Annotated in this window: 24 protein-coding genes and 1 pseudogene; 10 read left to right on the top strand and 15 right to left on the bottom strand. The window is 35.3% G+C overall.

Annotated features, from left to right (window positions below; genetic code table 11):
* The first annotated feature begins 133 nt into the window (after positions 1-133).
* The gene (locus OPR46_RS01090; protein ID WP_265043529.1) at positions 134-2,578 is read left to right on the top strand and encodes a hypothetical protein; all 2,445 of its coding nucleotides are present in this window, start codon (positions 134-136) and stop codon (positions 2,576-2,578) included.
* A gap of 176 nt (positions 2,579-2,754) precedes the next feature.
* Here OPR46_RS01090 and thyX read toward each other — a convergent pair whose 3' ends face one another.
* The 3 genes from thyX to OPR46_RS06945 form a co-directional block, all read right to left on the bottom strand.
* A complete protein-coding gene (gene thyX / locus OPR46_RS01085; protein ID WP_265043527.1) occupies positions 2,755-3,609 on the bottom strand; it encodes an FAD-dependent thymidylate synthase in 855 nt (284 codons plus the stop codon).
* Between the two features lie 9 nt (positions 3,610-3,618).
* The gene (murA, locus tag OPR46_RS01080) at positions 3,619-4,896 is read right to left on the bottom strand and encodes a UDP-N-acetylglucosamine 1-carboxyvinyltransferase (protein WP_006279833.1); all 1,278 of its coding nucleotides are present in this window, start codon (positions 4,894-4,896) and stop codon (positions 3,619-3,621) included.
* Between the two features lie 155 nt (positions 4,897-5,051).
* Positions 5,052-5,894 (bottom strand): lysostaphin resistance A-like protein, encoded by an 843-nt coding sequence (locus OPR46_RS06945; RefSeq protein ID WP_458694307.1) that lies wholly within the window; start codon positions 5,892-5,894, stop codon positions 5,052-5,054.
* On the opposite strand from OPR46_RS06945, the gene OPR46_RS01070 reads away from it, so the two are divergent.
* Entirely contained in the window at positions 5,895-6,062 is a 168-nt protein-coding gene (locus tag OPR46_RS01070; RefSeq protein ID WP_265043523.1) for a hypothetical protein, read from the top strand.
* 169 nt (positions 6,063-6,231) lie between these two features.
* On the opposite strand, the gene fabF is transcribed toward OPR46_RS01070, so the two are convergent.
* Both fabF and acpP read right to left on the bottom strand, forming a co-directional pair.
* On the bottom strand, positions 6,232-7,503 hold the full coding sequence (gene fabF, locus OPR46_RS01065; RefSeq protein WP_265043521.1) for a beta-ketoacyl-ACP synthase II: 1,272 nt from the start codon (positions 7,501-7,503) through the stop codon (positions 6,232-6,234).
* A 13-nt stretch (positions 7,504-7,516) separates the two neighbouring features.
* Positions 7,517-7,777 (bottom strand): acyl carrier protein, encoded by a 261-nt coding sequence (gene acpP, locus OPR46_RS01060; RefSeq protein ID WP_406833328.1) that lies wholly within the window; start codon positions 7,775-7,777, stop codon positions 7,517-7,519.
* 145 nt (positions 7,778-7,922) lie between these two features.
* Between acpP and OPR46_RS06850 the strand changes: the two genes are divergently transcribed.
* Together OPR46_RS06850 and OPR46_RS01050 are read left to right on the top strand one after the other, a co-directional pair.
* Positions 7,923-8,930: a polyprenyl synthetase family protein gene (locus OPR46_RS06850; protein ID WP_265043519.1), complete on the top strand. Its 1,008-nt coding sequence runs from the start codon at positions 7,923-7,925 to the stop codon at positions 8,928-8,930.
* Positions 8,923-9,864 carry an FKBP-type peptidyl-prolyl cis-trans isomerase gene (locus tag OPR46_RS01050; RefSeq protein ID WP_010963087.1) on the top strand — a complete coding sequence of 314 codons (942 nt, stop codon included), beginning with the start codon at positions 8,923-8,925 and terminating at the stop codon, positions 9,862-9,864. The genes OPR46_RS06850 and OPR46_RS01050 overlap by 8 nt, the downstream gene beginning before the upstream one ends.
* 68 nt (positions 9,865-9,932) lie before the next feature.
* On the opposite strand, the gene hslU is transcribed toward OPR46_RS01050, so the two are convergent.
* A complete protein-coding gene (hslU, locus tag OPR46_RS01045) occupies positions 9,933-11,423 on the bottom strand; it encodes an ATP-dependent protease ATPase subunit HslU (RefSeq protein ID WP_265043518.1) in 1,491 nt (496 codons plus the stop codon).
* A gap of 1 nt (position 11,424) precedes the next feature.
* Positions 11,425-11,979 carry an ATP-dependent protease subunit HslV gene (hslV, locus tag OPR46_RS01040; protein WP_006280198.1) on the bottom strand — a complete coding sequence of 185 codons (555 nt, stop codon included), beginning with the start codon at positions 11,977-11,979 and terminating at the stop codon, positions 11,425-11,427.
* A gap of 115 nt (positions 11,980-12,094) precedes the next feature.
* On the opposite strand from hslV, the gene gshA reads away from it, so the two are divergent.
* Positions 12,095-13,255, top strand: coding sequence for a glutamate--cysteine ligase (gene gshA, locus OPR46_RS01035; protein ID WP_265043517.1), 1,161 nt, complete (start codon positions 12,095-12,097; stop codon positions 13,253-13,255).
* A gap of 3 nt (positions 13,256-13,258) precedes the next feature.
* Here the strand turns inward: gshA and OPR46_RS01030 are convergent, their stop codons facing one another.
* The 3 genes from OPR46_RS01030 to OPR46_RS01020 form a co-directional block, all read right to left on the bottom strand.
* On the bottom strand, positions 13,259-14,056 hold the full coding sequence (locus OPR46_RS01030; protein WP_265043515.1) for a hypothetical protein: 798 nt from the start codon (positions 14,054-14,056) through the stop codon (positions 13,259-13,261).
* 70 nt (positions 14,057-14,126) lie between these two features.
* Positions 14,127-15,074, bottom strand: coding sequence for a ferrochelatase (gene hemH, locus OPR46_RS01025; RefSeq protein ID WP_265043514.1), 948 nt, complete (start codon positions 15,072-15,074; stop codon positions 14,127-14,129).
* Positions 15,075-15,896 (bottom strand): hypothetical protein, encoded by an 822-nt coding sequence (locus tag OPR46_RS01020; RefSeq protein WP_265043512.1) that lies wholly within the window; start codon positions 15,894-15,896, stop codon positions 15,075-15,077. It lies immediately after the preceding gene.
* A gap of 118 nt (positions 15,897-16,014) precedes the next feature.
* On the opposite strand from OPR46_RS01020, the gene ndk reads away from it, so the two are divergent.
* Both ndk and OPR46_RS06845 read left to right on the top strand, forming a co-directional pair.
* Positions 16,015-16,434 carry a nucleoside-diphosphate kinase gene (ndk, locus tag OPR46_RS01015; RefSeq protein WP_182309846.1) on the top strand — a complete coding sequence of 140 codons (420 nt, stop codon included), beginning with the start codon at positions 16,015-16,017 and terminating at the stop codon, positions 16,432-16,434.
* 555 nt (positions 16,435-16,989) lie between these two features.
* The gene (locus tag OPR46_RS06845; protein WP_410541808.1) at positions 16,990-17,169 is read left to right on the top strand and encodes a hypothetical protein; all 180 of its coding nucleotides are present in this window, start codon (positions 16,990-16,992) and stop codon (positions 17,167-17,169) included.
* Here OPR46_RS06845 and OPR46_RS01005 read toward each other — a convergent pair.
* Positions 17,166-17,318 (bottom strand): hypothetical protein, encoded by a 153-nt coding sequence (locus OPR46_RS01005; protein ID WP_156517965.1) that lies wholly within the window; start codon positions 17,316-17,318, stop codon positions 17,166-17,168. The two genes, OPR46_RS06845 and OPR46_RS01005, sit on opposite strands and share 4 nt — an antisense overlap.
* Positions 17,319-17,540: 222 nt before the next feature.
* Between OPR46_RS01005 and recR the strand changes: the two genes are divergently transcribed.
* Both recR and OPR46_RS00995 read left to right on the top strand, forming a co-directional pair.
* On the top strand, positions 17,541-18,146 hold the full coding sequence (recR, locus tag OPR46_RS01000) for a recombination mediator RecR (RefSeq protein ID WP_010963080.1): 606 nt from the start codon (positions 17,541-17,543) through the stop codon (positions 18,144-18,146).
* Between the two features lie 3 nt (positions 18,147-18,149).
* The gene (locus OPR46_RS00995; RefSeq protein ID WP_265043510.1) at positions 18,150-19,379 is read left to right on the top strand and encodes a KAP family P-loop NTPase fold protein; all 1,230 of its coding nucleotides are present in this window, start codon (positions 18,150-18,152) and stop codon (positions 19,377-19,379) included.
* Positions 19,380-19,424: 45 nt separating this feature from the next.
* Here the strand turns inward: OPR46_RS00995 and OPR46_RS00990 are convergent, their stop codons facing one another.
* Positions 19,425-20,249 (bottom strand): hypothetical protein, encoded by an 825-nt coding sequence (locus OPR46_RS00990; protein WP_265043508.1) that lies wholly within the window; start codon positions 20,247-20,249, stop codon positions 19,425-19,427.
* Positions 20,250-20,318: 69 nt separating this feature from the next.
* A complete protein-coding gene (locus OPR46_RS00985; protein ID WP_265044042.1) occupies positions 20,319-21,674 on the bottom strand; it encodes a pyruvate dehydrogenase complex dihydrolipoamide acetyltransferase in 1,356 nt (451 codons plus the stop codon).
* A gap of 70 nt (positions 21,675-21,744) precedes the next feature.
* Here OPR46_RS00985 and OPR46_RS00980 point away from each other — a divergent pair.
* Positions 21,745-22,032: pseudogene (locus tag OPR46_RS00980) on the top strand (SH3 domain-containing protein); the annotation flags it as partial.
* Between the two features lie 82 nt (positions 22,033-22,114).
* Here OPR46_RS00980 and OPR46_RS00975 read toward each other — a convergent pair.
* Positions 22,115-22,531, bottom strand: coding sequence for a hypothetical protein (locus OPR46_RS00975; protein ID WP_265043507.1), 417 nt, complete (start codon positions 22,529-22,531; stop codon positions 22,115-22,117).
* Between the two features lie 101 nt (positions 22,532-22,632).
* Positions 22,633-22,926 (bottom strand): hypothetical protein, encoded by a 294-nt coding sequence (locus tag OPR46_RS00970; RefSeq protein ID WP_265043505.1) that lies wholly within the window; start codon positions 22,924-22,926, stop codon positions 22,633-22,635.
* Between the last annotated feature and the right edge of the window lie 58 nt (positions 22,927-22,984).

Here is a 22,984-nt window from a genome sequence, read left to right as displayed (position 1 = left end):
GCTTGTAACTTTATTAAGCTTGGCAATATAGATGAATCGGTACAGAGAAAATCTTAACGTTTAACACATTTTTCATAGTACAGACCGTATGATTGATAAATAAAATGATTTATAGAATTTGTGGAGGCTACCAATGGTCAACGACAAGATTACTTTGAACTTTGAAATAGAAAAAGGCGAACCTATAGATCGATACTACTTTTCTGCACATATAAAGCTTACAGATGAAAGCAAAAATCTTTTGCGCGAGAAGCTTGGCAGTACAATTCAATTCGATAATCTAGATGATCACTTCAATCTTAACCATGAGAATTTTTATATCTACTACAACAAATATAGTGAGCACAATGGTAGAAGTGAGCTACACGTTAGGGATGATAACGGTAAATATTTAACCTCCGATCTTCCACTTAATTACTATGGATTCTCAATGGAACTATCACCTGACGGAGCGTCAATTGCAGATTATGGTTTTTATCCTCTGTATGCAATCTATAACCCAAATCACTATGATAAAGCAAAGGAAAAAGTATTTGATGATCACGGTGAATTGTCACCAATTGCATCAAATGTGTTAGATAATTTTTTAAGCAACACAAATAGCTTAACCACACAAGATATATTACAAAATGTATTCTCACAACTGCAGAAGAAAGCTGATGAAGAAGCAGAAAGATTGGCAAGAGAGAGAGAAGCAGAAAGACAAAGGGAGGAAGAGTTAAATGAAAAGAACGAGGAGTTAAAAGAACTTGTAGAAAAGGATGAGATTAAAATATTCAAAGTGGTAAAAGGTAATGATTTAGGTAATGGGCATTCAGAAGTAGTTTTACAACTTGATGGGGAAGAAGGTGACAAGATACCTCTCGACTCTAGTAAATACTACATAGCAGAGTATAGACACCACCCAGAATGGGAAGGCGATGAATATTTAAATTTTGTTAGCCCTGATAGTGATATGCTGGTTAATTATGAAAACTTATTTTTTGTGCTCAATCAAAGCTCCTACTCAGACTTTGAAAGTGGGTTTTATTCAGAAAACAGAACCGATCCCCATAATTATGCTAAATATTCAAAGGAACCATATTTGAGTGGTGACCAGCTATCTGAAAAATTATCTAATGAATTGGAGGAAGATAGCAATCAGATAGGTACTGAATTTACAATTGATGATGAGCAAGTAGACGAAGAAGTTGTGGTAGAGAGTGAAGCCAAGTCTGGGGAGAAAGGAACGGTTGGTGAGGATAACGCAAAAAATACTATACAGGAAGAAGAATCTAACTATATAGATCAAATGCAAGCGGATGATAGCAGCAGTTATAAACCAGCTTTGCAAAGCAATCGTGATGATTATGCTGATACGAAAAAAGCTCTGCAGGAAAAATTGCATGGAGATGAAATACACAAGCAAAGTAATGAGAAAGCTCAAAAAGATATAGAAGTAAAAAAAGTAACTGTGGAAACTGACAGTAGCAGTAATAAGACTGAAAAACAAACAAAACCAACAGAAGATGAACAAGAAACTGTTATGGCAAGTGTGATAGAAAATATGGATAAAAATTCTGATATTGAAGCAGAAACTTCTAACAGTGTTGCAAATTCACAACATCCCTTAAAAATAAAGACAGGAAGTCCTCTTGAAGTGGGAAAGTATAAGGTGGAGCTGCAAGTGACATATGATGATGTAAAGAATTTTTATGATACCGTACGTGGTAAATATCATGCTGGCGATGGATATAACTACGAACAAGTAATGGTTTTATATAATGAAATTGTTAGGCCCGCTCACAATCATCATTACGAGCTGTTTACTCTTGATGAAGCACATGTTGCTAATGATCACCTGTTTATCAAGGGTCAGGATTTTGGAACTCTAAATGATTTTAATGAGATGTTCTATAAAGCAGAAACTTCTAACAGTGTTGCAAATTCACAACATCCCTTAAAAATAAAGACAGGAAGTCCTCTTGAAGTGGGAAAGTATAAGGTGGAGCTGCAAGTGACATATGATGATGTAAAGAATTTTTATGATACCGTACGTGGTAAATATCATGCTGGCGATGGATATAACTACGAACAAGTAATGGTTTTATATAATGAAATTGTTAGGCCCGCTCACAATCATCATTACGAGCTGTTTACTCTTGATGAAGCACATGTTGCTAATGATCACCTGTTTATCAAGGGTCAGGATTTTGGAACTCTAAATGATTTTAATGAGATGTTCTATAAAGCAGAAACTTCTAACAGTGTTGCAAATTCACAACATCCCTTAAAAATAAAGACAGGAAGTCCTCTTGAAGTGGGAAAGTATAAGGTGGAGCTGCAAGTGACATATGATGATGTAAAGAATTTTTATGATACCGTACGTGGTAAATATCATGCTGGCGATGGATATAACTACGAACAAGTAATGGTTTTATATAATGAAATTGTTAGGCCCGCTCACAATCATCATTACGAGCTGTTTACTCTTGATGAAGCACATGTTGCTAATGATCACCTGTTTATCAAGGGTCAGGATTTTGGAACTCTAAATGATTTTAATGAGATGTTCTATAAAAGTGATGAGTTAATGTGATGTAAAAAGCAAGATTCAATCTGGTGAACGAGAGTTATAGCTCTTTTTACAATAATCCGAACAGACCGTAATATGCTACTGGCCTGCTATAGCCATAAACACATATCTTATCGCATTCGGACTATTATAAGAAAGGCTATAACTGACAGAGGAGATTGACACGTATGCCTTTATCTTTAAGATTGTTTATCAAGTATAGACATCAGCTCGCCCCATTCTCTTTTACCAATATTACTTTTTTCTCTAGTAACGTTTTCCCCTTTAATTAATTTGCGAATTATTTCTAGACCAGTTCTTGAAATACAGGCTGATTCTAGGCAATATTCAACAAAGGCATTGTAGGCCAGTGGAACCCATTTTTTTATTATGTCCAGCATAACTTCTGCATAAACTCTGATTTCATATTGGGCATGCTTATCAGCTCTAAGCTTCAAAAAATGAAGGAGATTATGCAGATCTATTTTCCAATAAAATTGCGTGTAGTAATTAAGCATTAGGTTAGTTCTGGCAATTTCTCTTGCAAGCCCCTGCTCAATAAATTTTTCATAATGAGAATATACTAAATTAGAGTCATTTGTTAGAGAATCTATTATTTCCTTTGAGGTATCTGGATCAAAAGCTTCCCCGCTACCTTGTTTATTATTGTCAGATTGTTTTGCAACTTGTTCTGGTTTAGGTGTATAAAATTCATTATCAAGTATTGAATACCTTGCTGAATATTCATTCACATTTGCAGTTCTATGCCTTATCCATTGCCTTGCAACAAAAATTGGAAGTTTCACGTGAAACTTAATTTCACACATTTCAAATGGAGTTGTATGATGATGTCTCATTAAATACTTTATAAGTGCTTCATCCTGACTTATCTGTTTTGTTCCCTTGCCATAAGAAACACGAGCAGCTTGAACTATAGCGCTATCAGAGCCCATATAATCCACTACTCGAATAAATCCATGGTCTAATACCTTATGTTCTTCATATAAGATTGCATCTATTTCTTTTACTATAGTTCGTTTGGTTGCTTCATTCATAAAATATCCTCAAGACGAAATGGAGATATCAGCTCCACATGAATTGAGTTTTTCATGCATTGCTTCATATCCTCTCCATAAATGATGTGAATTGTTTATTATAGTTTCTCCACCGGCTACCAAAGAAGCAAGCACCAAAGCTGCTGTTGATCTTAAGTCAGTAGCATATAGATTAGCTCCAGATAAGCTTTTTATTCCACTTATAGTAGCTTTGCTTTTCTCGATGCTGATATTAGCACCTAACTTTCTCAATTCATCTGCATGTGTAAATCTGTTTTCAAAAATGTTCTCTTCAATTACTGATATCCCATCAGCGATGCACATTGCAGACATCAGTTGTGGTTGCATATCACTGGGAAAATTGGGATATGGATCTGTCGCAACGTTAGCAGACTTAATAGAGCCATTTTTTCTGGAAATAACAATGCCTCCATCATACAGTTCAACCATAGCTCCTATAGTCTCCAACTCATTTGTAATACACCTTATATCAGATAGATTTATTCCTTCCAACTCCAACTTACCACCGGTTATTATAGCAGCTAGTGCATAGGTGCCTGCTTCTATGCGATCTGGTATTATTTTATGAACACATCCATTTAGTGCTTCAACTCCTGTTATTATGACCTTTGTATTATCAATTTCAATATCAGCACCCATTTTCTTCAGAAAATCTATTAAATCAAGAACTTCCGGCTCAGTTGCAGCATTGTTTATTGTTGTCACTCCTTCTGCAAATGTTGCTGCCATTATTACATTTTCTGTTGCGCCAACACTTATTTTCTCAAATGTGATTTCTTTTCCTTGTAGCTTTCCTTTCACTGTTGCAATTATATTATAGCCGTCAATTTCAATTTTAGCTCCCATTTCTTCTAATGCTTTAATATGCATATCAACGGGACGCTTTCCGATGTTGCATCCACCAGGAAATGCTGTTCTCGCTTTGCCAAATCTGCTAAGCATTGGACCCAATATTAGAAAAGAAGTTCTTAGCTTACTTGCGGTTTTATATGGCATCACGTGATTGTTGATATTGCTGCAGTCAATTTTCAAAGTATGGTTCGCTTTATAATTTTTATTGTGCATAAAGTTCACTTCTGCTCCAAGACTTTCAAGCAACTTAGACATTAGATGCACATCAATTAAATCAGGTACATTATGCAAAATTACCGGGGAGCTACTTAATAGACTTGCTGCCATTATTGGTAAAACAGCATTTTTTGAGCCATTAATCTTGATTTTTCCGACCAAAGGTTTGTAGTTATTTCTTATTAATATCTTGTGCATTTAATTAGATATAAAGTATAATTCATTAGTTTATTGAAGTCTTACTAAGTATAATAGATTGACCGTAAAAGGCAAAATTTGCTTTTTCTTCCTCATCATCCCAGTGTCATGCTACCTGCATGACACCTGATGCGAATTGCCCCCGAAATTTTATACTATGAATTACTCAAATGACGCTCTCGAGCTTTATCAAACCAAATAACACCAATTGCAACAATGAAATAACCAGCTGCTCCTAATGTAAGGCGAATTACTACATCGAAAGTTGACAGAGGAGGAGACGGCATTAGAATGCTCAAAACACTATACACAAGATTATTTGTTGCATGAGCAATAGTTACTGGCCAAATCGAGTTGTCTTTTTCAAACAACCAGGTAAACATTATAGACATTGCACAAATATAAAGGGTATAAGCACAAATAGTCGGGAATGTAAAGCCATCCTTCCACAAAGCTGAGCCAGCAACCACATAAGTTGGTATGTGCCATACTGACCAAATAATACCGACAATAATTGCTCTGATATAAAAATTTGATATTTTGCTTTTAAGATTTTTCAAAAGATAGCCACGCCAACCGATCTCTTCACCAAGAGACATAATGATCCACATCACAAAGGTTGATAATAAAACAAATAACATCACTAATGGACTCAAAACTGCACTCAAATCCTTTACACGGTCTAACGTAAAAGACTCTCGGAAAAATGAAAAACCGCAGTAAATTGACAAAAGACCATTGGAAATTAGCATACTTACCAGAATAAGTATAAACCCTAATAGACAGTTTTTTGGCGAACTAAGTTTAAAAAGATCCCTTACCTTCTGTTTATTATAAATGGTTAGCAAAATTGCAACTGAAGCCGGAACAAATGTTGTTAATAATGTTATGTCTTTGAAAGGTAAGCACCAAGCTATAATGCACGTCAAAAAATATGTAATTACAACAAATAATGTACAATTATAGCTCTTTTTACAATAATCCGAACAGACCGTAATATGCTACTGGCCTGCTATAGCCATAAACACATATCTTATCGCATTCGGACTATTATAAGAAAGGCTATAATAGCGGTTAAATTCATGCATACGCCCATCAATTCCTTTTCTGCATTATTGATCTTTATTCATAAATTGTCAATAAAATGCTTCTTCAGGGATGAATAGAATATTTTTTCTTTTTGAATTGCTATTGATAGTTTAATTTTTATATGTATTCCCTTTCACAACCGTTTGTCATCCCAGTGTCACGTGCTGGGATGACAGTAGTAGAGCTGCTTGCATGACAAGAGGAGGGTACTGGAATGACAAGAGGAAGACACTGGGGTGACATCAACTAAACTTTTCCAAATATGAGCGATGCATTAGTGCCACCAAAACCAAACGAATTAGAAAGTGCATATTGAATTTTATGCTCCTGAGCTTTAAACGGTACAAAATTTAAATCACATCCTTCTGAAGGCTTGTGTAAATTTAAGGTTGGCGGAATAATTCCATTATTTAACGCAAGAATACTGAATATTGCTTCAACGCTCCCTGCAGCACCAAGTAAATGTCCTATAGAAGATTTAGTTGAAGAAACAGGTATTTTATAAACGTAGTCACCGAATAACTGTTTCATTGCTATTACTTCAATTTTATCTCCAAGTGGCGTTGAAGTTCCATGTGCATTGATATACCCTACTTGATTGGGATTAATTTGTGCGCTCTTTAAAGCAAGCTGCATTGCCTTAAATGCGCCTCTTCCTTCTGGATGTGGTGCTGTAATGTGGTGCGCATCTCCTGTGAGTCCGTACCCAACCAGTTCAGCATGTATTTTTGCCCCCCTTTTTTTCGCATGTTCGTATTCCTCCAGCACCAATATACCTGCTCCTTCACCCATAACAAAACCATCGCGTTCTTCATCCCATGGCCTTGAAGCTTCTTCCGGTTTATCGTTAAATTTAGTTGATAACGCCTTCATAGATGCAAAACCTGCAATTCCAACTCTACACAGTGCACTTTCTGCTCCACCTGCAATCATAACATCCGCTTCACCAAGTTTTATAGTTCTTGCTGAGTTTATGATTGCATGCGCACCTGTTGCACATGCGGTTACTGCTGAATCGTTTGGACCTGTAAATTCGTATTTAATAGAAATATGGCCAGATATCAAATTTATTAGACTTGCAGGGACAAAAAATGGACTGACACGTCTGGGCCCTTTTTCCTGCATGGTAATAACATTTTCCTGAATTGACGGAAGACCACCTATACCAGAGCCAATAGTCACACCAACACGTTCCCGATTGATATTTTGGCTTTCCAAAATTAATGAATCATCTACTGCCTGAATAGCTGCTGCAATACCGTAATGGATAAAACGATCTGTCCTTTTTGAGTCTTTCTCAGAAATATAATCTAGTGGATTGAAATGGTGCTCAATGTTGTCTGATTGCAACGGCACCTGCCCTGCAATTTTGCAAGCAAGATCAGAAGAGTCAAATCTATCCGTATTGATTGCTTTTATGCCAAACTCACTTTTTATTAGCCTTGACCAAGTGTTGTCAACATCTGCCGCTAGTGGAGTGATTAAACCAACACCAGTGACTACTACTCTTCTGCTCATTTAACACTAACTATTAGCCTTTTTTATTATTAATGTACTCAACTATTTGCTCCATAGTTTCCATTTTTTGTGCGTCTTCATCTGGAATTTCTATTCCAAACTCTTCTTCTGCTGCCATGACAATTTCAACTGCATCTAAGCTGTCTGTACCATGCTCCGAAAGCTTTGAAGAGCTGTTGAATTTCTCTACATCCTTACTAATATGCTCTAGTATAATCTTTTTCACTTTTTCTTCTATGTCTTCTCTAGTGCTCTTTGCTAGTTCGCTATTCACATTTCTTACCAAAAAAATAACCTATTCTTTGATGTTATAAAAAATTTTTATGTTTGCAATATCTTTTATAACTGGTAAACTACAGTAAGGTTTTCTACTGCCCTAGCTGGCTAGCGTTACGTCCTAAACAATTAACAATTCAAAAATGCTAGACGAAACAACAAAAAATTTGCTTATTGTAGAAGTAAATAAACTCTTACCCGAAAATAGCGAGAATAAGCTTATATCAGCTATGCGTTATATACTCCTTGCTCCTGCAAAACATATACGCTCCTTTTTAGTCGTAGCTTCATCGCGAGTGTTTAACGCGGAAGCTAAAAAAGTAATATCAGTTGCTGCAGCAATTGAATTTGTTCATGCTTACTCTCTAATTCACGATGATTTACCGTGCATGGACAACAGTGATACTCGCAGAAGCCAGCTAAGCTGCCATAAAAAATTTGATGAAGCAACAGCAGTGCTTGCCGGAGATGCACTACTTACTCTGGCTTTTGAGGTATTATCTTCGTTAAATGAGAAACGCTGTGAAATCATAAAAGTTCTTTCTCAGGCAATAGGAATTAGGGGAATGGTGGGAGGACAGGCTTTAGATATTAACAGTGAGCATATAGATTTTAGCCCCCAACCCTCTGTCATGCAAGTAGCGGACACTGGGATCCAGAAGGCTTTGCCTACAAGCATTTCGTGCAAAAAGCCATGCGATAGTGGAGCTGAACATGAAATGGATTCCAGTGTCAGCTACTTGCATGACACCCTTTCTACCTTAAAACTACAACATTCGTACGGCTGTATGTATGACGCTGGAATGACGTTGGGCCAAGCTGATAAAATAAAAGAAATTCATTTGATGAAAACCGCAAAACTATTTGCAGCTTCATGTGAAATAGGTGCTATAATAGGGGGTGCTACAGACAAGCAACGTAAAGCGTTATATAACTATGGAATAAATCTAGGGCTTATCTTTCAAGCTAAGGATGATATTGAAGACTACGAACAAGATAAAACAAATAATCTTATGTCTGTGCTTGGTAAAAGTGAGGTAGAGGACTATATAGACGGCCTCTTTAAACAAGGCTTGGATAGTTTGAGTGCGCTTTCAGGGGATACTAATTATTTATATGATTTATTGAATCAAGTAAAGAAAGATGGTTAGAAAAATTATATTACAAATGCTTATTTCCGTAGTAATGATTCTCACTTTAACTTCTGCTTTTGTGTTTACTATTGTCTATATAAACAAAGGTAAACCGGAAAAAAAGGACAAGCTTTATGAGATAAATGCCACGCATGGTGGTTTGATACAGACGATAGCACATTACCTAGTGAAGCCAATACTTGAATCAGCACTTGACCGCTATATTGAAAAGCATGGGCTGACAGAATATTTAGAAGAAATAACGCAGCAAAAGGAAGAAGATTCAATAAATTTTTATGAAATTACTGAAGGCAGTGGCAGCAAGGCTTTTTGTGGCCTGGAAGTCCTATTGCAAATATATAAAATTTCTAATAATAACTCAGCAACACTCCCTAGCAAAGTTTCTGATGTTACTTTGAAAATAGGTCAAGATGACCTAAAAGAAGTGAGTTTAGGGGTAATAGGTATGAAAGAAGGCGGAGAGCGTGTAGTTACTATTGCCAATGAGAACAAAATGAATTTTAATTCTTATTACGTCAAACTGATCGAAGTAAAGGATAAATATCCCGACTCAGTAAATAATCTGATGGTTTTTAATGACTTAATTAACAAGACTGGAAAACAAGTAAGGTGCGGTGATGAGATATCGGTTAAATATAGCGTAAAGGAGCATAATGGGGAATATATAGTCAAAGATCAAACAGTGCAATTTAGGGTTGGCGATAAAAAAATACCACTTGCTATAGAGCTTGGAGTTGTGGGAATGAGAGCTGGTAATAAAAGAACTATTCTTTCTCCGCCTGACCTTTTGACTATTACTGACGATATGTTAATAAAAGACATAGATTATGATGAAGAAAATATCTCAATAATTGACTTAAGCTTAGATGTTAAGCAAGAGGTCGCAGCACACCATTCTACTGTTGAAAAACAGCCTAAAGAATATAGCTGAAATTTTAGGTCTACTGGCTAATCTTCTGAACACTCTCTATACTACTTAAAGTAGGCTTTTCGTTTTTCCTAAAGTATAAACTTAGATAAATCAAGCTGCTTCGAAATTGACTCAAGTTTATCTTTTACATACTTGCTGTCTATAATGAATTTTTCGCTATTTTTCTCAGAAGCAATGAAACTTATTTCATCTAAAAGCTTCTCCATGACAGTGTGAAGCCTTCTTGCGCCTATATTTTCCACTTGACTATTAACTGTAAACGCTATTTCAGCTATGGTTTTTATACCATCATCAGTGAACTCAAGTGTCACATTTTCTGTTTTCATTAAAGCTATGTACTGCTTTAACAAACTAGATTCTGGTTCCTTTAATATTCTTATTAAATCCTCTTGAGTAAGTGCCTTAAGTTCTACCCTGATCGGTAATCTGCCCTGCAATTCCGGTAAGAGGTCAGATGGTTTAGACTGATGAAAAGCACCAGATGCAATAAATAATATATAGTCTGTTTTTACATGGCCATACTTAGTTGTAACAGTTGTTCCTTCAAGTAATGGTAACAGATCGCGTTGCACTCCTTCTCTGTTTACTTCACCTTTTACTTCTGTACGCGCTGCAATTTTGTCTATTTCATCCAAAAATACTATACCGTCATTACTAACAAGATCAATGGCTTCTTTGATTATCTTATCTTCATCCATTAGCCTTTCACTTTCTTCATTAATTAATATTTCACGCGCTTCTTTTACCTTCACCGTAATAGTTTTTGTTTTTTTGCTCCCGTTAAACATCTTGCCCATTATTTCTGTTACATTCATCACACCAACTTGCCCACCTGGCATGCCTGGTATATCGAAAGTAGGTAACATACTCTTGCTCTCTCTGACGTTAATAGAAACTTCTCCGTCCTCAAACTCTTTATTCCTCAACCTTTCTCTAAAATTTTTTTTACTCTCTTCGGTTGCATTTTCGCCTACCATAGAGTTTACTATTGTTTTCTCAGCTAAAATTAAAGCCTTTTTAGCTAAGGCTTTAAGGGCTTTCTCTTTAACTAAAACTATTGCTGCATCAACTAAATCGCGTATTATCGAATCAACGTCACGTCCAACGTACCCTATTTCAGTAAACTTCGTTGCCTCAATTTTTATGAACGGTGCACCGGCAAGTTTTGCTAAGCGACGAGCTATTTCAGTTTTACCAACCCCTGTATGACCGATCATCAATATATTCTTAGGTATGATTTCATCACGCAATGGAAATGGAACCTGATTGCGACGCCAACGATTTCTGAGCGCAATAGCAACAGCACGCTTTGCATCATCCTGTCCGATTATGAATCTGTCCAATTCTTTAACTATCTTCTGTGGTGGCAGGTCATCTAACAAAACTTGAGTGCTGTCATTAACTTGAACATCGCTGTCATTTGAATCAAAACCACTCTTAGTATCTTTATAGAGGTTATCTTTTTCATCGTAGGTGTCACTACTACAAGACCGCCCTTCTGAAAGGGTTATGGGCTGATTGGAAAAATTGGTGCATAAAGTTTTTTGCTTGGAAGACATATCACTCCTCTATCTTTTCAATAACTACATTATGATTTGTATAAACACATATATCGCCAGCTATCTTCATAGCCTTTTTCGCAATTTCCTCTATTGATATTCCTTTAATGTCAATTAAAGCTCTTGCTGCAGATAGAGCAAAATTTCCCCCAGAGCCAATAGCTGCGACTCCATCTTCAGGTTCAAGAACATCACCTGTTCCCGTAATTACTAATGAAATAGATTTATCTGCAACGATCATCATAGCTTCTAATTTCCTCAGATATTTATCCATTCTCCAGTCTTTTGCAAGTTCAACACATGCTCTCATTAATTGCCCTGGGTGCTTGTCAAGTTTAGATTCTAATCTTTCAAAAAGAGTAAATGCGTCGGCTGTTGCCCCGGCAAATCCAGCAATTACGGAATCACCAGAAAGACGCCTAACTTTTTTTGCTCCAGATTTTATAACAGTGTGGCCCAGTGAAACTTGTCCGTCACCTATTACTACTACACTTTTATCTTTTCTAATTGATAATATAGTAGTGCCATACATTTTATTGTTATCGTGTTGAATCATTTTTCTATCACTTTAAATAAGAATCTCATTATACTTTAATCTTTAGTCAAATTTACTAAATATGTTCAACTATAGCTTATAATATAATACCTTCCTTATAACATTTAAAGTGCAGATGCAAAACATAATTCACCCAGATTTGGAAAAAAGTATAAATAATTGGTTCGAAGCAAAATTTAATGGCCTTACATCGCCATTTTATAGCTCTATAGATCTTAGAAACTCTGGCTATAAAATCGTTCCAGTAGACGCTAATTTATTTCCTGCGGGGTTCAATAACTTAAGTGAAGAATCAAGAACGATGGCAGCAAGATTGATAAAAAGCTATTTTAAAAGACATCAATACAAAAAGGTTCTTATAATACCGGAAAATTATACACGCAATAAAATGTATATAGAAAACGTATTTGTTATAGAGAAAATACTACAACTCGCAGGTTTTGAGACTAGAATTGGCCTTTTATATAATGAAGTATACAATTTAATAGAACAGTATGAAACTGTTGTGAAAGAAAACTCTCTGCTAAAGACAACTTCAGGATTTGTGCCTGATGTTATTATACTGAACCGTGATATGACGAGCCACATTCCAGACACGCTGAAAGACGTAAAGCAAGATATAGTACCAAGCCCACTATACGGTTGGCATAGCAGGCAGAAATTTAAGTATTTTGAAATCTATCAAGAATTAGCATCTGAGTTTTGTGGCAAATTTAAAATAGACCCATGGCTAATTTCTGCGCTTACAGAGAGCTGTGATGGAGTTGATTTTGATGATGATTTGTCACTAGTAGCAGTAGCAACTAAAGTTGACCAAATATTATCTCTAGTGCAAAAAAAATATGAGGAATATGAAATAAAAACACAACCTTACGTTTTTATCAAAGCAAGCAATGGCACATATGGGATGGGCATTATAACAGCAACAAGTGGAGAGGAAATATTAAACCTCAATAAAAAAAAGCGTCATAAAATGAAAAAGATAAAAGAAGGAATAGCAATCAATAGCGTTATTATACAAGAAGGTGTACCAACCATTGACATGTTTAAAAGCAGTTCTGCAGAACCGCTAATATACTATATAGGAGATACTCCAACATGTTACTTATACCGATGTAATAGCAGAAAAGATGTATATTCTAGCTTGAATGCCACTGACTGTGAGTTTCATGATGTTAGCCAGGTTGTAGAAGGTAAAATTCTATCACTTTGGAGTATTGTTAGCAAATTAGCAGTACTAGCGTTGGCAGTAGAAATAAAATCTTTTCATCCCTAATTCTTATACCTCTACAGTGCTGTCATTAGAATGACCGTTTATATTATGAACATCATCAAGTTCAGTGGAAGGATCATCATTGACAGGTTGTTGAAACAATTTGTCAAGCTGAACTGCAAGAAATACTGCACTATATATTATGCTGACTGTTACGCTTAAGTTGAAATTATAGATTATACCATTACCTAAGTTTATTGGTATAGTTGGAGTCTCTATCCTTCTTAATATGAAGTTTAATAAACCTAACGACAAAGTTAATGTGCTAATAATAAGGTCCTTCTTACACTCAGCAGACTTTTCAGGATCCTTATTATCCAGATATTCCTTGCATGTATAATAATAGCTTATAGGTTCTGAAATGAACAAAAATAGGATCGTTGAGGTTAAGTTAATATAACTTATTATGTCTGTATTGCTTCCAGTGCAAAAATGGATGATTTTCAACATCATTAGCGCTTCTATGTTGCTGCTTGCAAGATTAGCCGATTTACCCACAATTTTTGCCAGCTCTTTTTTACTCTCAGGGTTTCTGTAATCCTTAATTAGATCCTGTAGAGTAAATGCAGAATGGGCAATGTACAGAATAGATGTCGGAAACTTTACTAGTCGAGCAACATTCCGTATAAGAAAGATATTGGATCTATTACTGTCAATGAACTCGCAGCAAAATTGCAGTGAAATCTTACACAATAGGGCTGTTAAACCTGTTGTGATGCAGATTACCTTCCTGAAATCATGATCATAAATATCATGCACCCTTTGTGCGAGTATGTTAGATTTCTTTTTTAGCTTGTTTGGCATGAAATAGTTAATAACTTCCTGTTATTCTATCACATAAAATCCTAAAAGAAAAGCCCTATGAATCAGGACTTTAAGGGAGATTTATGCACAAATCGGCCAAGCATTTTATAAACAAGGGATCGGTACTGAGAGTTGGCACACGAAAGTAATATCCATCCTTGATAATTGCTTTATATTCTATATCAAGTTCAACTAGAGTTTCTGAATGCTCAGAAACAAAAGATATAGGTGATAGAACTACAGGTACACCATCAGCTTTTGCGCGTAATAGCTCACTTTCAGTGCTTGGCTCTAGCCATTTTACAGGACCAATCTTACTCTGATAACATATTGACCAATCTAAGTTATTGATAGCTAACTTTTCTACTATTAACTCTACGCTTCTTTCTACCTGTGAAGAGTAAGGGTCGCCCTTTTTAATGATACTAAGAGGTAAGCTATGGGCTGAAAATAGGACTCTTGGTTTACCGATTTTTCTAGCCAATTTATAGTACTTAGCTATCAGATTAGTGTGAGCTTCAATAAAATCTTGGTTATCATAATAACGGTGAATCATTTTTGTATTGCATTTTAGGCCATACCGTTTAGCATTTTTTTGCCAATTCTCGATGGATGACAGAGTTGTGGTAGTTGAATATTGTGGATACAGTGGCAGCAGAATTACTTCGTCAGGATCAAACTGTTTTACACTTTCAATAACTTCGTCAGCAAATGGACGCCAATAGCGCATGCAGATGAATACCTTGTGTACATGGTTTCTATTTTCGTTTAATTTTAGTTCTAAAGCATTAGCTTGCATTTTTGTATTCTCTAGAATTGGCGATTTACCTCCAATTTCCTCGTATATTTTTCGTGCAGTATTTTCTCGTTTCGCAGATATAAACTTTGCTAAAAGAAACCGAAAGGGATTCGGTAGATTGATTATTCTCCTGTCATAAAAAAGGTTGAATAAAAAAGGACGGACCGCATTTAGTGAATCAGGCCCGCCAAGATTAAATGAGATAACTGCCTTTTTCACCTACGCACTACCACAACAAGTTACTTCTGGGGTGCCTATAAAATTAGCTACACACTCATCAAATTTAGTTATAGGCACTAAATTTCTTACACTGGCATACAATAAGTGGCCTGATCTCTTCAGGTTACTCTTGGTGGATGTGAAGTTCCAATCGAAAAATGTATCGACAAAAAGACTTGGTACCGTTTCAAGAAGTTCAACAGCAGCTAAAGATAGCATTATACAACTTTGCAGGACATTCAGAAGAACCTTGAGGGGAAAAAGTAAAACTTTAACGAAAAGAGAGGTGCTACTTGTTTCATCCAGTAGTCGCCCTGAGTTAGGCGAATTATACTCGGTGTGTTTTCTATTTTGATCAAAGATAGGAAATTTTATAGTATCTTTCTTAAATTCCGCGTCTATTTCTTTTCTACTATGGTTAGTGATTTTTTCCATTAACTTCTCACGCAGATGAAAAGTTCTGACAATAAAACATGTGGCAATCATTAAGGAAGCACATAAAAGTGCGCATTGCATGAGGCTCATACTGCCTAGCATAGCTGGCAGTGCAAAACAAACAAGCGGTGCTATGATTGTCATTTCAAGAAATGGAATAGTGTTTCTTTTCATTGCAAAAGCAGCACCTTTTTTTAATTCTGTATTATGATGTAAGCTATATTCCAAAAAGCTTAAAAAGGCCAAATTAAAAGTTAAAAATCCTTTTGTTCCACAAAAAAGTGATGACTTAAAGTTACTTACTAATTTTTTAGTAGTAGATTTAGCTTGTTTTTTAGTGGTAGGCTCAGCTTGTTTAGTAGTGTTATTTTTACAACATTCACCCATACAATACCTCCTTGATGGTTTATTCTTAACTATAAATAAAAAATCACTTTTATGAAATTAAAATTTATAATAAGATAAATCTATAAATATACTGTTTTACTTAATATGAGGGAATAATATGGCAATTGAGAAGACACTTTCAATATTAAAACCTGATGCAGTAAAAAATAATATTACAGGCAATATAAATTCCTACATCGAACAATCTGGGCTGAAAATCACAGCACAAAAAATGATGTTACTAACAAAAAAACAAGCAGAGCTGTTTTATGAAATTCATAAAGATAGGCCTTTTTTTGGGGAATTAGTAGAGTTTATGACCTCTGGTTCTGTGGTAGTTCAAGTTTTAGTTGGTGAAAATGCAGTAAGTAAATACAGACAAATCATGGGAGCTACCAATCCAAAGCAGGCAGATAAAGGCACAATCAGGGGTGATTTTGCTGATGATATTAGTGAAAATAGAGTCCACGGCTCGGATAGTCTAGAAAATGCTCGTAAGGAGATAGCTTTCTTTTTTGCTGAATGTGAGTTGGTGTAGTTAACTCAGATTGGCGTCATCCAAGTAGCTGACAACATAGAAACGAAAAAACTTGCTTGACACCCTCCGCCAGCTCCCTTATCATGAAACTGAAGCTATTGTATTTGCTTTCGCCAATCTGCAGATTAAAAGGTAAGGATTACTTAATGTATCGGCGTCTTATGTTTAATTTTTTGCAGTACATAGATACTGTATGTCTTTACAAAACTTCATCTACATCTAGATTTTTATCTAAATAAGCTGAACGCGCTTATAAAGCGTTACAAGACATCAAAAAATGCCAATACTCGACAGAGATAGTAAAAGACTAGCTAACTCGGGGATTCTTTGTCTTTTTTTCTGCTTAGTAAATTTCTTAAACGTTTGCAGCGTAAGTTAGTTGCAATTAAAAGCAGCTGAATTTCGCTTGTCAAGCGTTTAAAACATAAAAAACGCCAATATTTTAAAGCGGATAATAACCCCAGGGCTTCTTTTGCCTTTTTTTTCGTTTGGTAAATTTCTTAATATTTATAGCTAAAGTAATTTAAAAGTCCGTGAAGGGTGTCATGCCAGTGCTTGACACTGGCATCCAGTTTTCCATATAATCTCATCAAAAATGTTTATTTTCTAGCTACTTTTATACTTATCAACCCAGTATGCTTACTTACAATTAAAATTTCTGGATCCCAGTGTCTGGGCACTGGGATGACAGCTAGCCTGACAACCGTCATCCCGCTACTTGTTAGCGGGATCTAGAGATACCGAGAATGAATCGCGGTATGACGTAGGACTGCTGTCATTCCAGTCTGGAATCTAGTTCTTATTGTACATTTACTTGGTAGAGTTAAATTTCCTGGATCCAAGTAGTCGGCTACTCGGATGACAGGAGAAGGTACTGCCGTCATAAAGGAACCAGTGTCAGCTACTTGGATGATACCTTTTTTCTACTTAGTTTGGGTTATGCAAGAAGTCTATTATAATCAGGCTTTAAATGTGCGGAAGTAATTTTTTTCGTTAAAGTAAAAAATTTTTTCTATAGCTGATCAAAGTGGGATCAAGAGAAACTTAACACTTTCTTTACAAAGGGTTTGATGTTACCATTTGACTGCCTATTCTGAATTTATTGAATGAACGTTAACATAAAAAATCTAGTTCATGCTTTCTCTAAATTGCCAAGTTTAGGGCCATCATCATCACGCAGGTTAGTTATACATTTACTCCAAAACAAAGAAAAAGTTATGCTACCACTTGCATCTTTGATTAAAGAGCTAGCAGATCTTATAATAGAGTGTGAAGTTTGCGGAAATCTAGATACTAAGTCACCTTGTTCTATTTGTACTAACCCAAAACGTGACACTAAGTTACTGTGTGTAGTAGAAGAATTAGGTGATCTATGGGCGTTTGAAAAAGGAAATATATATTCAGGTTTATACCATGTTTTGGGTGGCAGATTGTCTGCAATAAATGGCATAGGTCCAAAAGAACTCAACCTTGACACTATTCTGAAAAGAGTGACAGAGTCTAAAATTGAAGAGATAATTATCGCAATTAATCCGACATTAGAGGGCCAAGTTACTGCACAATATATAATTGAATTGCTAAAAAATTTGGATGTGAAAATATCACGCCTTGCTTGCGGCATACCAATGGGCGGAGAAATTGACTATCTTGATGAAGGAACGCTGAGGATAGCACTTACTTCAAGACAAGAATATGAGTTAAATATAAAATAAGACATGTGCTTAAAAAAACTTATATCGCTAATAACATTCAAAAAGAAAAAAATAGTGCCACCACTTAAAGTAGTGGCTTGGGAAAATGACCGTCTAAACTATAAGCAATTTTCAGGTAAATTCAACACTATAATTAAAACAATTGATCAGTCTTTTACAATAATATCTTTAGAAGGATATGATGGATGGGGCAAGACGTTTTTTTTGAAAGAATGGGTGAAAGAGTTAAAACAGCAAAATGAAATTGCAGCTTATTATAGCGCATGGGATATCAATGCACTGGATCAACCGCTTCCTTCTTTTTTAAATTTTCTATTTGAAGATTTATTTGCATCGTATGAAGTAAAAAGAAGCGTTATACAACAGTTCAAGAACATAAACCAAGAGCTATTTTCTCTAAACACACTAGGAAAGCTGATCAGTAAATCTCCACTTGCTATGCTTTCAGTATTTCTTGATGCTGCAAAAGAGGCTGATAAAAAAGACATAGGTTTTGTTTTGAGTGAATTAAGTCTTCTCCAAAGAAGAAAAGAGAGTACTAGAGATTTTAAAACACAGTTAGCGGATGTGGTTAATAAAATCAGAAAAGACAAAAACATTTATATAATGGTGGATAATCTTGATGTGTGCCGTCCTAAATTCGTTGTCGATTTTTTGGAATCTATAAAGTATATGCTTGATGTGGAGGGGCTGGTTTTCATTATTTCTGTAAGTAAAGATAAGAGTAATGTACAAAGAGCAATCAGCACAATACTTGGACCAAATTTTGACCTAAAATCTTTTACTGATCTCTCTTTACATTTGCCAAAACAACCGATAGAAAAATTTACAAAAGAACTATTTGAAAATATTAAATTACCGAAAAAATCAAAAAGTTTAATTATAGATAGTTTTATATTTTATGCAGAAAGTCTATCGCTATCGTTAGAAACAATAGAATATTGCACAAAAAAAATAAAACTATGTCTTCTGAATTATATAAAGGAAGAACTACCTGATCCGAATTTGTTTGCATTTTTGGTAATACTGCAATCAATAAATATTGATATATATGAGGAACTAGATTCCTCATGTCAAAGATCCTTGGAAAAAATTGAAAATGAATATAAATCTTTAATTTTAACCCACATAAATGGTCAAGAAGAATGGAAAAAACTTAGAACCTCTCTAGAAACTGCTTTTGCAGAGAGGGAGTCAAAAATTAACAAAGCTGTAAAGGATATACTATTTTAAAAAGATACCCTACCTTTACATATACAAAGATAGGGTAACATGTGATTAACGCCCTTTTATTATTTCATTACCTTGTTCAAACTTTCTGATTAATTCGCTTACATTGACATTAGATAATTTTTTACCTGCAGATTTGTCATTATGTGAAGCATCAGGTTTACGAAGGTCTTCCTTACTGTTACTCCTAGTAATATTACATCTAACAATGTTTGAATTATTAGACTTATCGCTTACACCTGAAATATTGCTTTTTTCACTACATGAAGACGAATTACTCGACATATTGCCTAAGCTAAAGAGCTTTTTACCTTGATAGATTGGATTCCAATCAAGTGGATTATAAGTTTTTTTGCTAGTCTCAACCTTTTGGTTATTTTGCTGTTTAGGAGAAAAACCAAGTTTTTCTCTTTCTTTCTTGCTTAGCGTTTTGAGAAATTTTACGGTTTCTAATTCATCAGTTGCTTGTACTTTATGTAAATCAAAGCTTTTTTGATGGTTATCCTGCTTAACATTTTCCATCATTTTATCTTTTATTGTTCTATCCTCATCATCAGAAGTGCTGCTACTAATATCACTGATACCACTATCCCCTGAATTGCGGCGTTGTTTGTTAGGAGTGCTATGAATGTTGTCTTCCATGAGTTTTTGCATTGTTGGGCCAAATGTTCTTCCAAGATTGCTACTCACTGTTTTATTACTATCATTTGCTTGAGAATGAGGTACATTTCGCTCAAAAATTGCTTTTATTCCAGCAAATTTAGCTTGGGAAGATTTCGGAGGAACAGGTGGGGCAACCATGCCTTTTGAGTTAATCTTTCCTTCATTTTGAGGAAAAATTTTTGGATTATTTTTTTCTACTGTAGTATTCATTTTTTTACCTCTAAACCTATTAACTAATAAAAGTATAAACTTAGAGGTATTAATTTTGTAATAACAATGCTAATAGATTACCGCAGTTTCAATAAGCATCACCAGAGGATTCTCTATATAATGCTTAAAGGCATTTAAAAACTTTGCTCCGAGTGCCCCATCAACTGCTCTATGGTCAACAGAGAGCGTTACTGTCATTATTTCTGCTATTTCTATTTTCTCATTCATAACAATTGGTTGTTTTTTAGATGCACCAACTGCCATAATGCAAGATTGCGGCGGATTGATTATAGCACTGAAGGCTTTTATACCAAACATCCCTAAGTTGGAGATAGTAAACCCTCCTCCTTGAAACTCTTCAGGTTTCAATTTTCCAGATCTTGCTCTGCTTACTAAATCTTTCACTTCTTTTGATATAGATAAAATACCCTTTTTATCAGCATTTTTTACTATAGGAGTAATTAGCCCATCTTCAAGTGCCACAGCGATTGAAATATCTATATTTGAATATCTCAGTATTTTATTATCTATCCACGAAGAATTTATATCAGGAAATTTTTTCATGCTGAAAGCTGCAGCTTTTATGATTAGATCATTAATTGTTACTTTATTGTTTTCATCTGCTGAGTTAATCTCGTTTTTTAACGATATTAACTTATCAACCTGGCAGTCTACAGTTAAATAAAAATGTGGAACATTCTGTTTTGATTCAGTCAGGCGCTGTGCTATCACTTGGCGCATGTTGCTTACTTCAACTATCTCAGGACTTTCAGTGCGTATACTACTGCTTAAAGACTCCAACACATCAGCCTTAATTATGCGACCATATGGTCCTGTACCTTTTAATTGCTGCACATTAACCCCTTCATTTTGAGCTATCTTCTTAGCTAATGGGCTTATTTTTGTTCTACCTTCTGCATAACCCTCTGTCATCTGAGTAGCTGACACTGGTATCCATTCTTCTTTTCTAGATCCCAGTGTCAAGCACTGGTATGACATTGAGGGGTTGGATTCCAGCGTCACGCGCTGGAATGACACCGAAGAATGACTTATTGGCTTTCCGTTTAAATCTTGGTGTTCTGATTTTTGATTATCAACAGCACTTTTTGTCACTTCCTTTTTAACTGCACTATTGATGGAAGTTGAAGTATAGTTGTTAAGTGCACTTTCATCTTCTCCTTCTTCCAGCATTAAAGCTATTGGTTGATTTACAGGCACGCCACTTGTTCCTTCTGTTACTAAAATTTTTGCTAAAACTCCTTCATCTATAGATTCAAACTCCATTATGGCTTTATCAGTCTCTATCTCAGCAATTACGTCGCCTACTTCAACTTTGTCTTGTTCTTTTTTATGCCACTTTACAATTTTTCCTCCAGTTTTGCTCATTGTCGGTGAAAGAGCAGGCATTAATATTTCTATAGGCATTGATTTTGCATTTAAAGATCTATTCAATTTTTAATTTACTCTTTATCTTATGTCAACCTAATCGTGAATTATGATGAATCAGTCTGTTACACTATCCCTCACGTTATCCCAGTGCGTGACACTGGGATCTTGGTTCAGTACTATTATCCTATTATTTTTATTATTTAGCCATAGCTTGTTTGCTAATAACTTTGTTTCAACCAAATCAAATAAGATCAACATGAGAACGGGGCCAGGGTTTCACTATCCTGTAAAATGGATATACACTTGCAAAAATCTGCCCCTGAAAGTGATAGAAGAGTTTGAGAGTTGGAAAAAGGTCTGCGATATAGATGAAGACTGCGGATGGATAAAAGGCAATCTTCTTAGTGATAAGCGCTACACGATTGTAAAAGAAGATACTTATGGATATCAAAAACAGAGTGTAGACAGCAAGATTACTATGAAAATAGACAAGTTTGTTGTGATGAAGATAGAAAAATGCAACGAAGAATGGTGCTTTCTTTCCACCCCAAAACGCAAAGCATGGGTACAAAAAAAACATATATATGGGGTTGATTAGGTTGACAAAAGATCTGAATTATAGCCTTTCTTATAATAGTCCGAATGCGATAAGATATGTGTTTATGGCTATAGCAGGCCAGTAGCATATTACGGTCTGTTCGGATTATTGTAAAAAGAGCTATAACACTAGTTTCTGGGCCTTCTGTAGCATGCTCTTCAGATGAAGCAGAGGGTTCTTGAGGCTCTGGAGACTGTAGAGGGCTATCACAGAAACTCCTTAACATCTCCTCAGCGGATGAATCTAAAATTTGTACAATAGACTTTTCACTCTGCTCTTTTAGCGATTGATCCATTCTAGAAATCAACTCAGAAAACTCGCTACCTGATTTTTCAGCTTCATTTTTTATTTTACTTTCTATGCTTGCAATATTGCCTTATTCAATTTCTTCTTTTGTTATGTTGAACGAATTTGCAGCATCTTGATATCCATAGCCTTTCTTATAATAGTCCGAATGCGATAAGATATGTGTTTATGGCTATAGCAGGCCAGTAGCATATTACGGTCTGTTCGGATTATTGTAAAAAGAGCTACAATCTTGCAATTTCCACAACCAATTATGCAAAAAGCAATAGAATTAGATATTTCGCTTGCAGCCCACTTATGTATAGCGTAAGCCAAATAATTGTCATGGTATTTAATGCTAAATTGTTGTTCTATTAGCTCAGAAATTTTATTCTTTAGAGACATAAAGTACCCTCCTTACATTCGTTATACCTTTTTGTTAAGATACACCATTTACTACATG

Origin of the sequence: Wolbachia endosymbiont (group A) of Scambus nigricans (genome assembly GCF_947251485.1) — a bacterium.
Taxonomy (GTDB): domain Bacteria; phylum Pseudomonadota; class Alphaproteobacteria; order Rickettsiales; family Anaplasmataceae; genus Wolbachia; species Wolbachia pipientis.
The sequence above is the reverse complement of the archived record's forward strand: the minus strand, read 5'-3'. Positions and strand labels throughout refer to the sequence as shown.

What these genes read in the sequence shown, in the direction of transcription:
- gshA (WP_265043517.1), top strand. Translation starts at nt 12,095, where the DNA reads ATGCAAAACATAATTCACCCAGATTTGGAAAAAAGTATAAATAATTGG.
- OPR46_RS00975 (WP_265043507.1), bottom strand. Translation starts at nt 22,531, where the DNA reads ATGGATCAATCGCTAAAAGAGCAGAGTGAAAAGTCTATTGTACAAATT.
- hslU (WP_265043518.1), bottom strand. Translation starts at nt 11,423, where the DNA reads ATGTCTTCCAAGCAAAAAACTTTATGCACCAATTTTTCCAATCAGCCC.
- OPR46_RS01030 (WP_265043515.1), bottom strand. Translation starts at nt 14,056, where the DNA reads ATGCCAAACAAGCTAAAAAAGAAATCTAACATACTCGCACAAAGGGTG.
- ndk (WP_182309846.1), top strand. Translation starts at nt 16,015, where the DNA reads ATGGCAATTGAGAAGACACTTTCAATATTAAAACCTGATGCAGTAAAA.
- OPR46_RS01090 (WP_265043529.1), top strand. Translation starts at nt 134, where the DNA reads ATGGTCAACGACAAGATTACTTTGAACTTTGAAATAGAAAAAGGCGAA.
- OPR46_RS00985 (WP_265044042.1), bottom strand. Translation starts at nt 21,674, where the DNA reads ATGCCTATAGAAATATTAATGCCTGCTCTTTCACCGACAATGAGCAAA.
- OPR46_RS06850 (WP_265043519.1), top strand. Translation starts at nt 7,923, where the DNA reads ATGCTAGACGAAACAACAAAAAATTTGCTTATTGTAGAAGTAAATAAA.
- OPR46_RS00990 (WP_265043508.1), bottom strand. Translation starts at nt 20,249, where the DNA reads ATGAATACTACAGTAGAAAAAAATAATCCAAAAATTTTTCCTCAAAAT.
- fabF (WP_265043521.1), bottom strand. Translation starts at nt 7,503, where the DNA reads ATGAGCAGAAGAGTAGTAGTCACTGGTGTTGGTTTAATCACTCCACTA.
- OPR46_RS01050 (WP_010963087.1), top strand. Translation starts at nt 8,923, where the DNA reads ATGGTTAGAAAAATTATATTACAAATGCTTATTTCCGTAGTAATGATT.
- thyX (WP_265043527.1), bottom strand. Translation starts at nt 3,609, where the DNA reads ATGAATGAAGCAACCAAACGAACTATAGTAAAAGAAATAGATGCAATC.
- OPR46_RS00970 (WP_265043505.1), bottom strand. Translation starts at nt 22,926, where the DNA reads ATGTCTCTAAAGAATAAAATTTCTGAGCTAATAGAACAACAATTTAGC.
- murA (WP_006279833.1), bottom strand. Translation starts at nt 4,896, where the DNA reads ATGCACAAGATATTAATAAGAAATAACTACAAACCTTTGGTCGGAAAA.
- OPR46_RS01070 (WP_265043523.1), top strand. Translation starts at nt 5,895, where the DNA reads ATGCTACTGGCCTGCTATAGCCATAAACACATATCTTATCGCATTCGG.
- OPR46_RS01020 (WP_265043512.1), bottom strand. Translation starts at nt 15,896, where the DNA reads ATGGGTGAATGTTGTAAAAATAACACTACTAAACAAGCTGAGCCTACC.
- hslV (WP_006280198.1), bottom strand. Translation starts at nt 11,979, where the DNA reads ATGATTCAACACGATAACAATAAAATGTATGGCACTACTATATTATCA.
- OPR46_RS01005 (WP_156517965.1), bottom strand. Translation starts at nt 17,318, where the DNA reads ATGACGGCAGTACCTTCTCCTGTCATCCGAGTAGCCGACTACTTGGAT.
- OPR46_RS00995 (WP_265043510.1), top strand. Translation starts at nt 18,150, where the DNA reads ATGTGCTTAAAAAAACTTATATCGCTAATAACATTCAAAAAGAAAAAA.
- recR (WP_010963080.1), top strand. Translation starts at nt 17,541, where the DNA reads ATGAACGTTAACATAAAAAATCTAGTTCATGCTTTCTCTAAATTGCCA.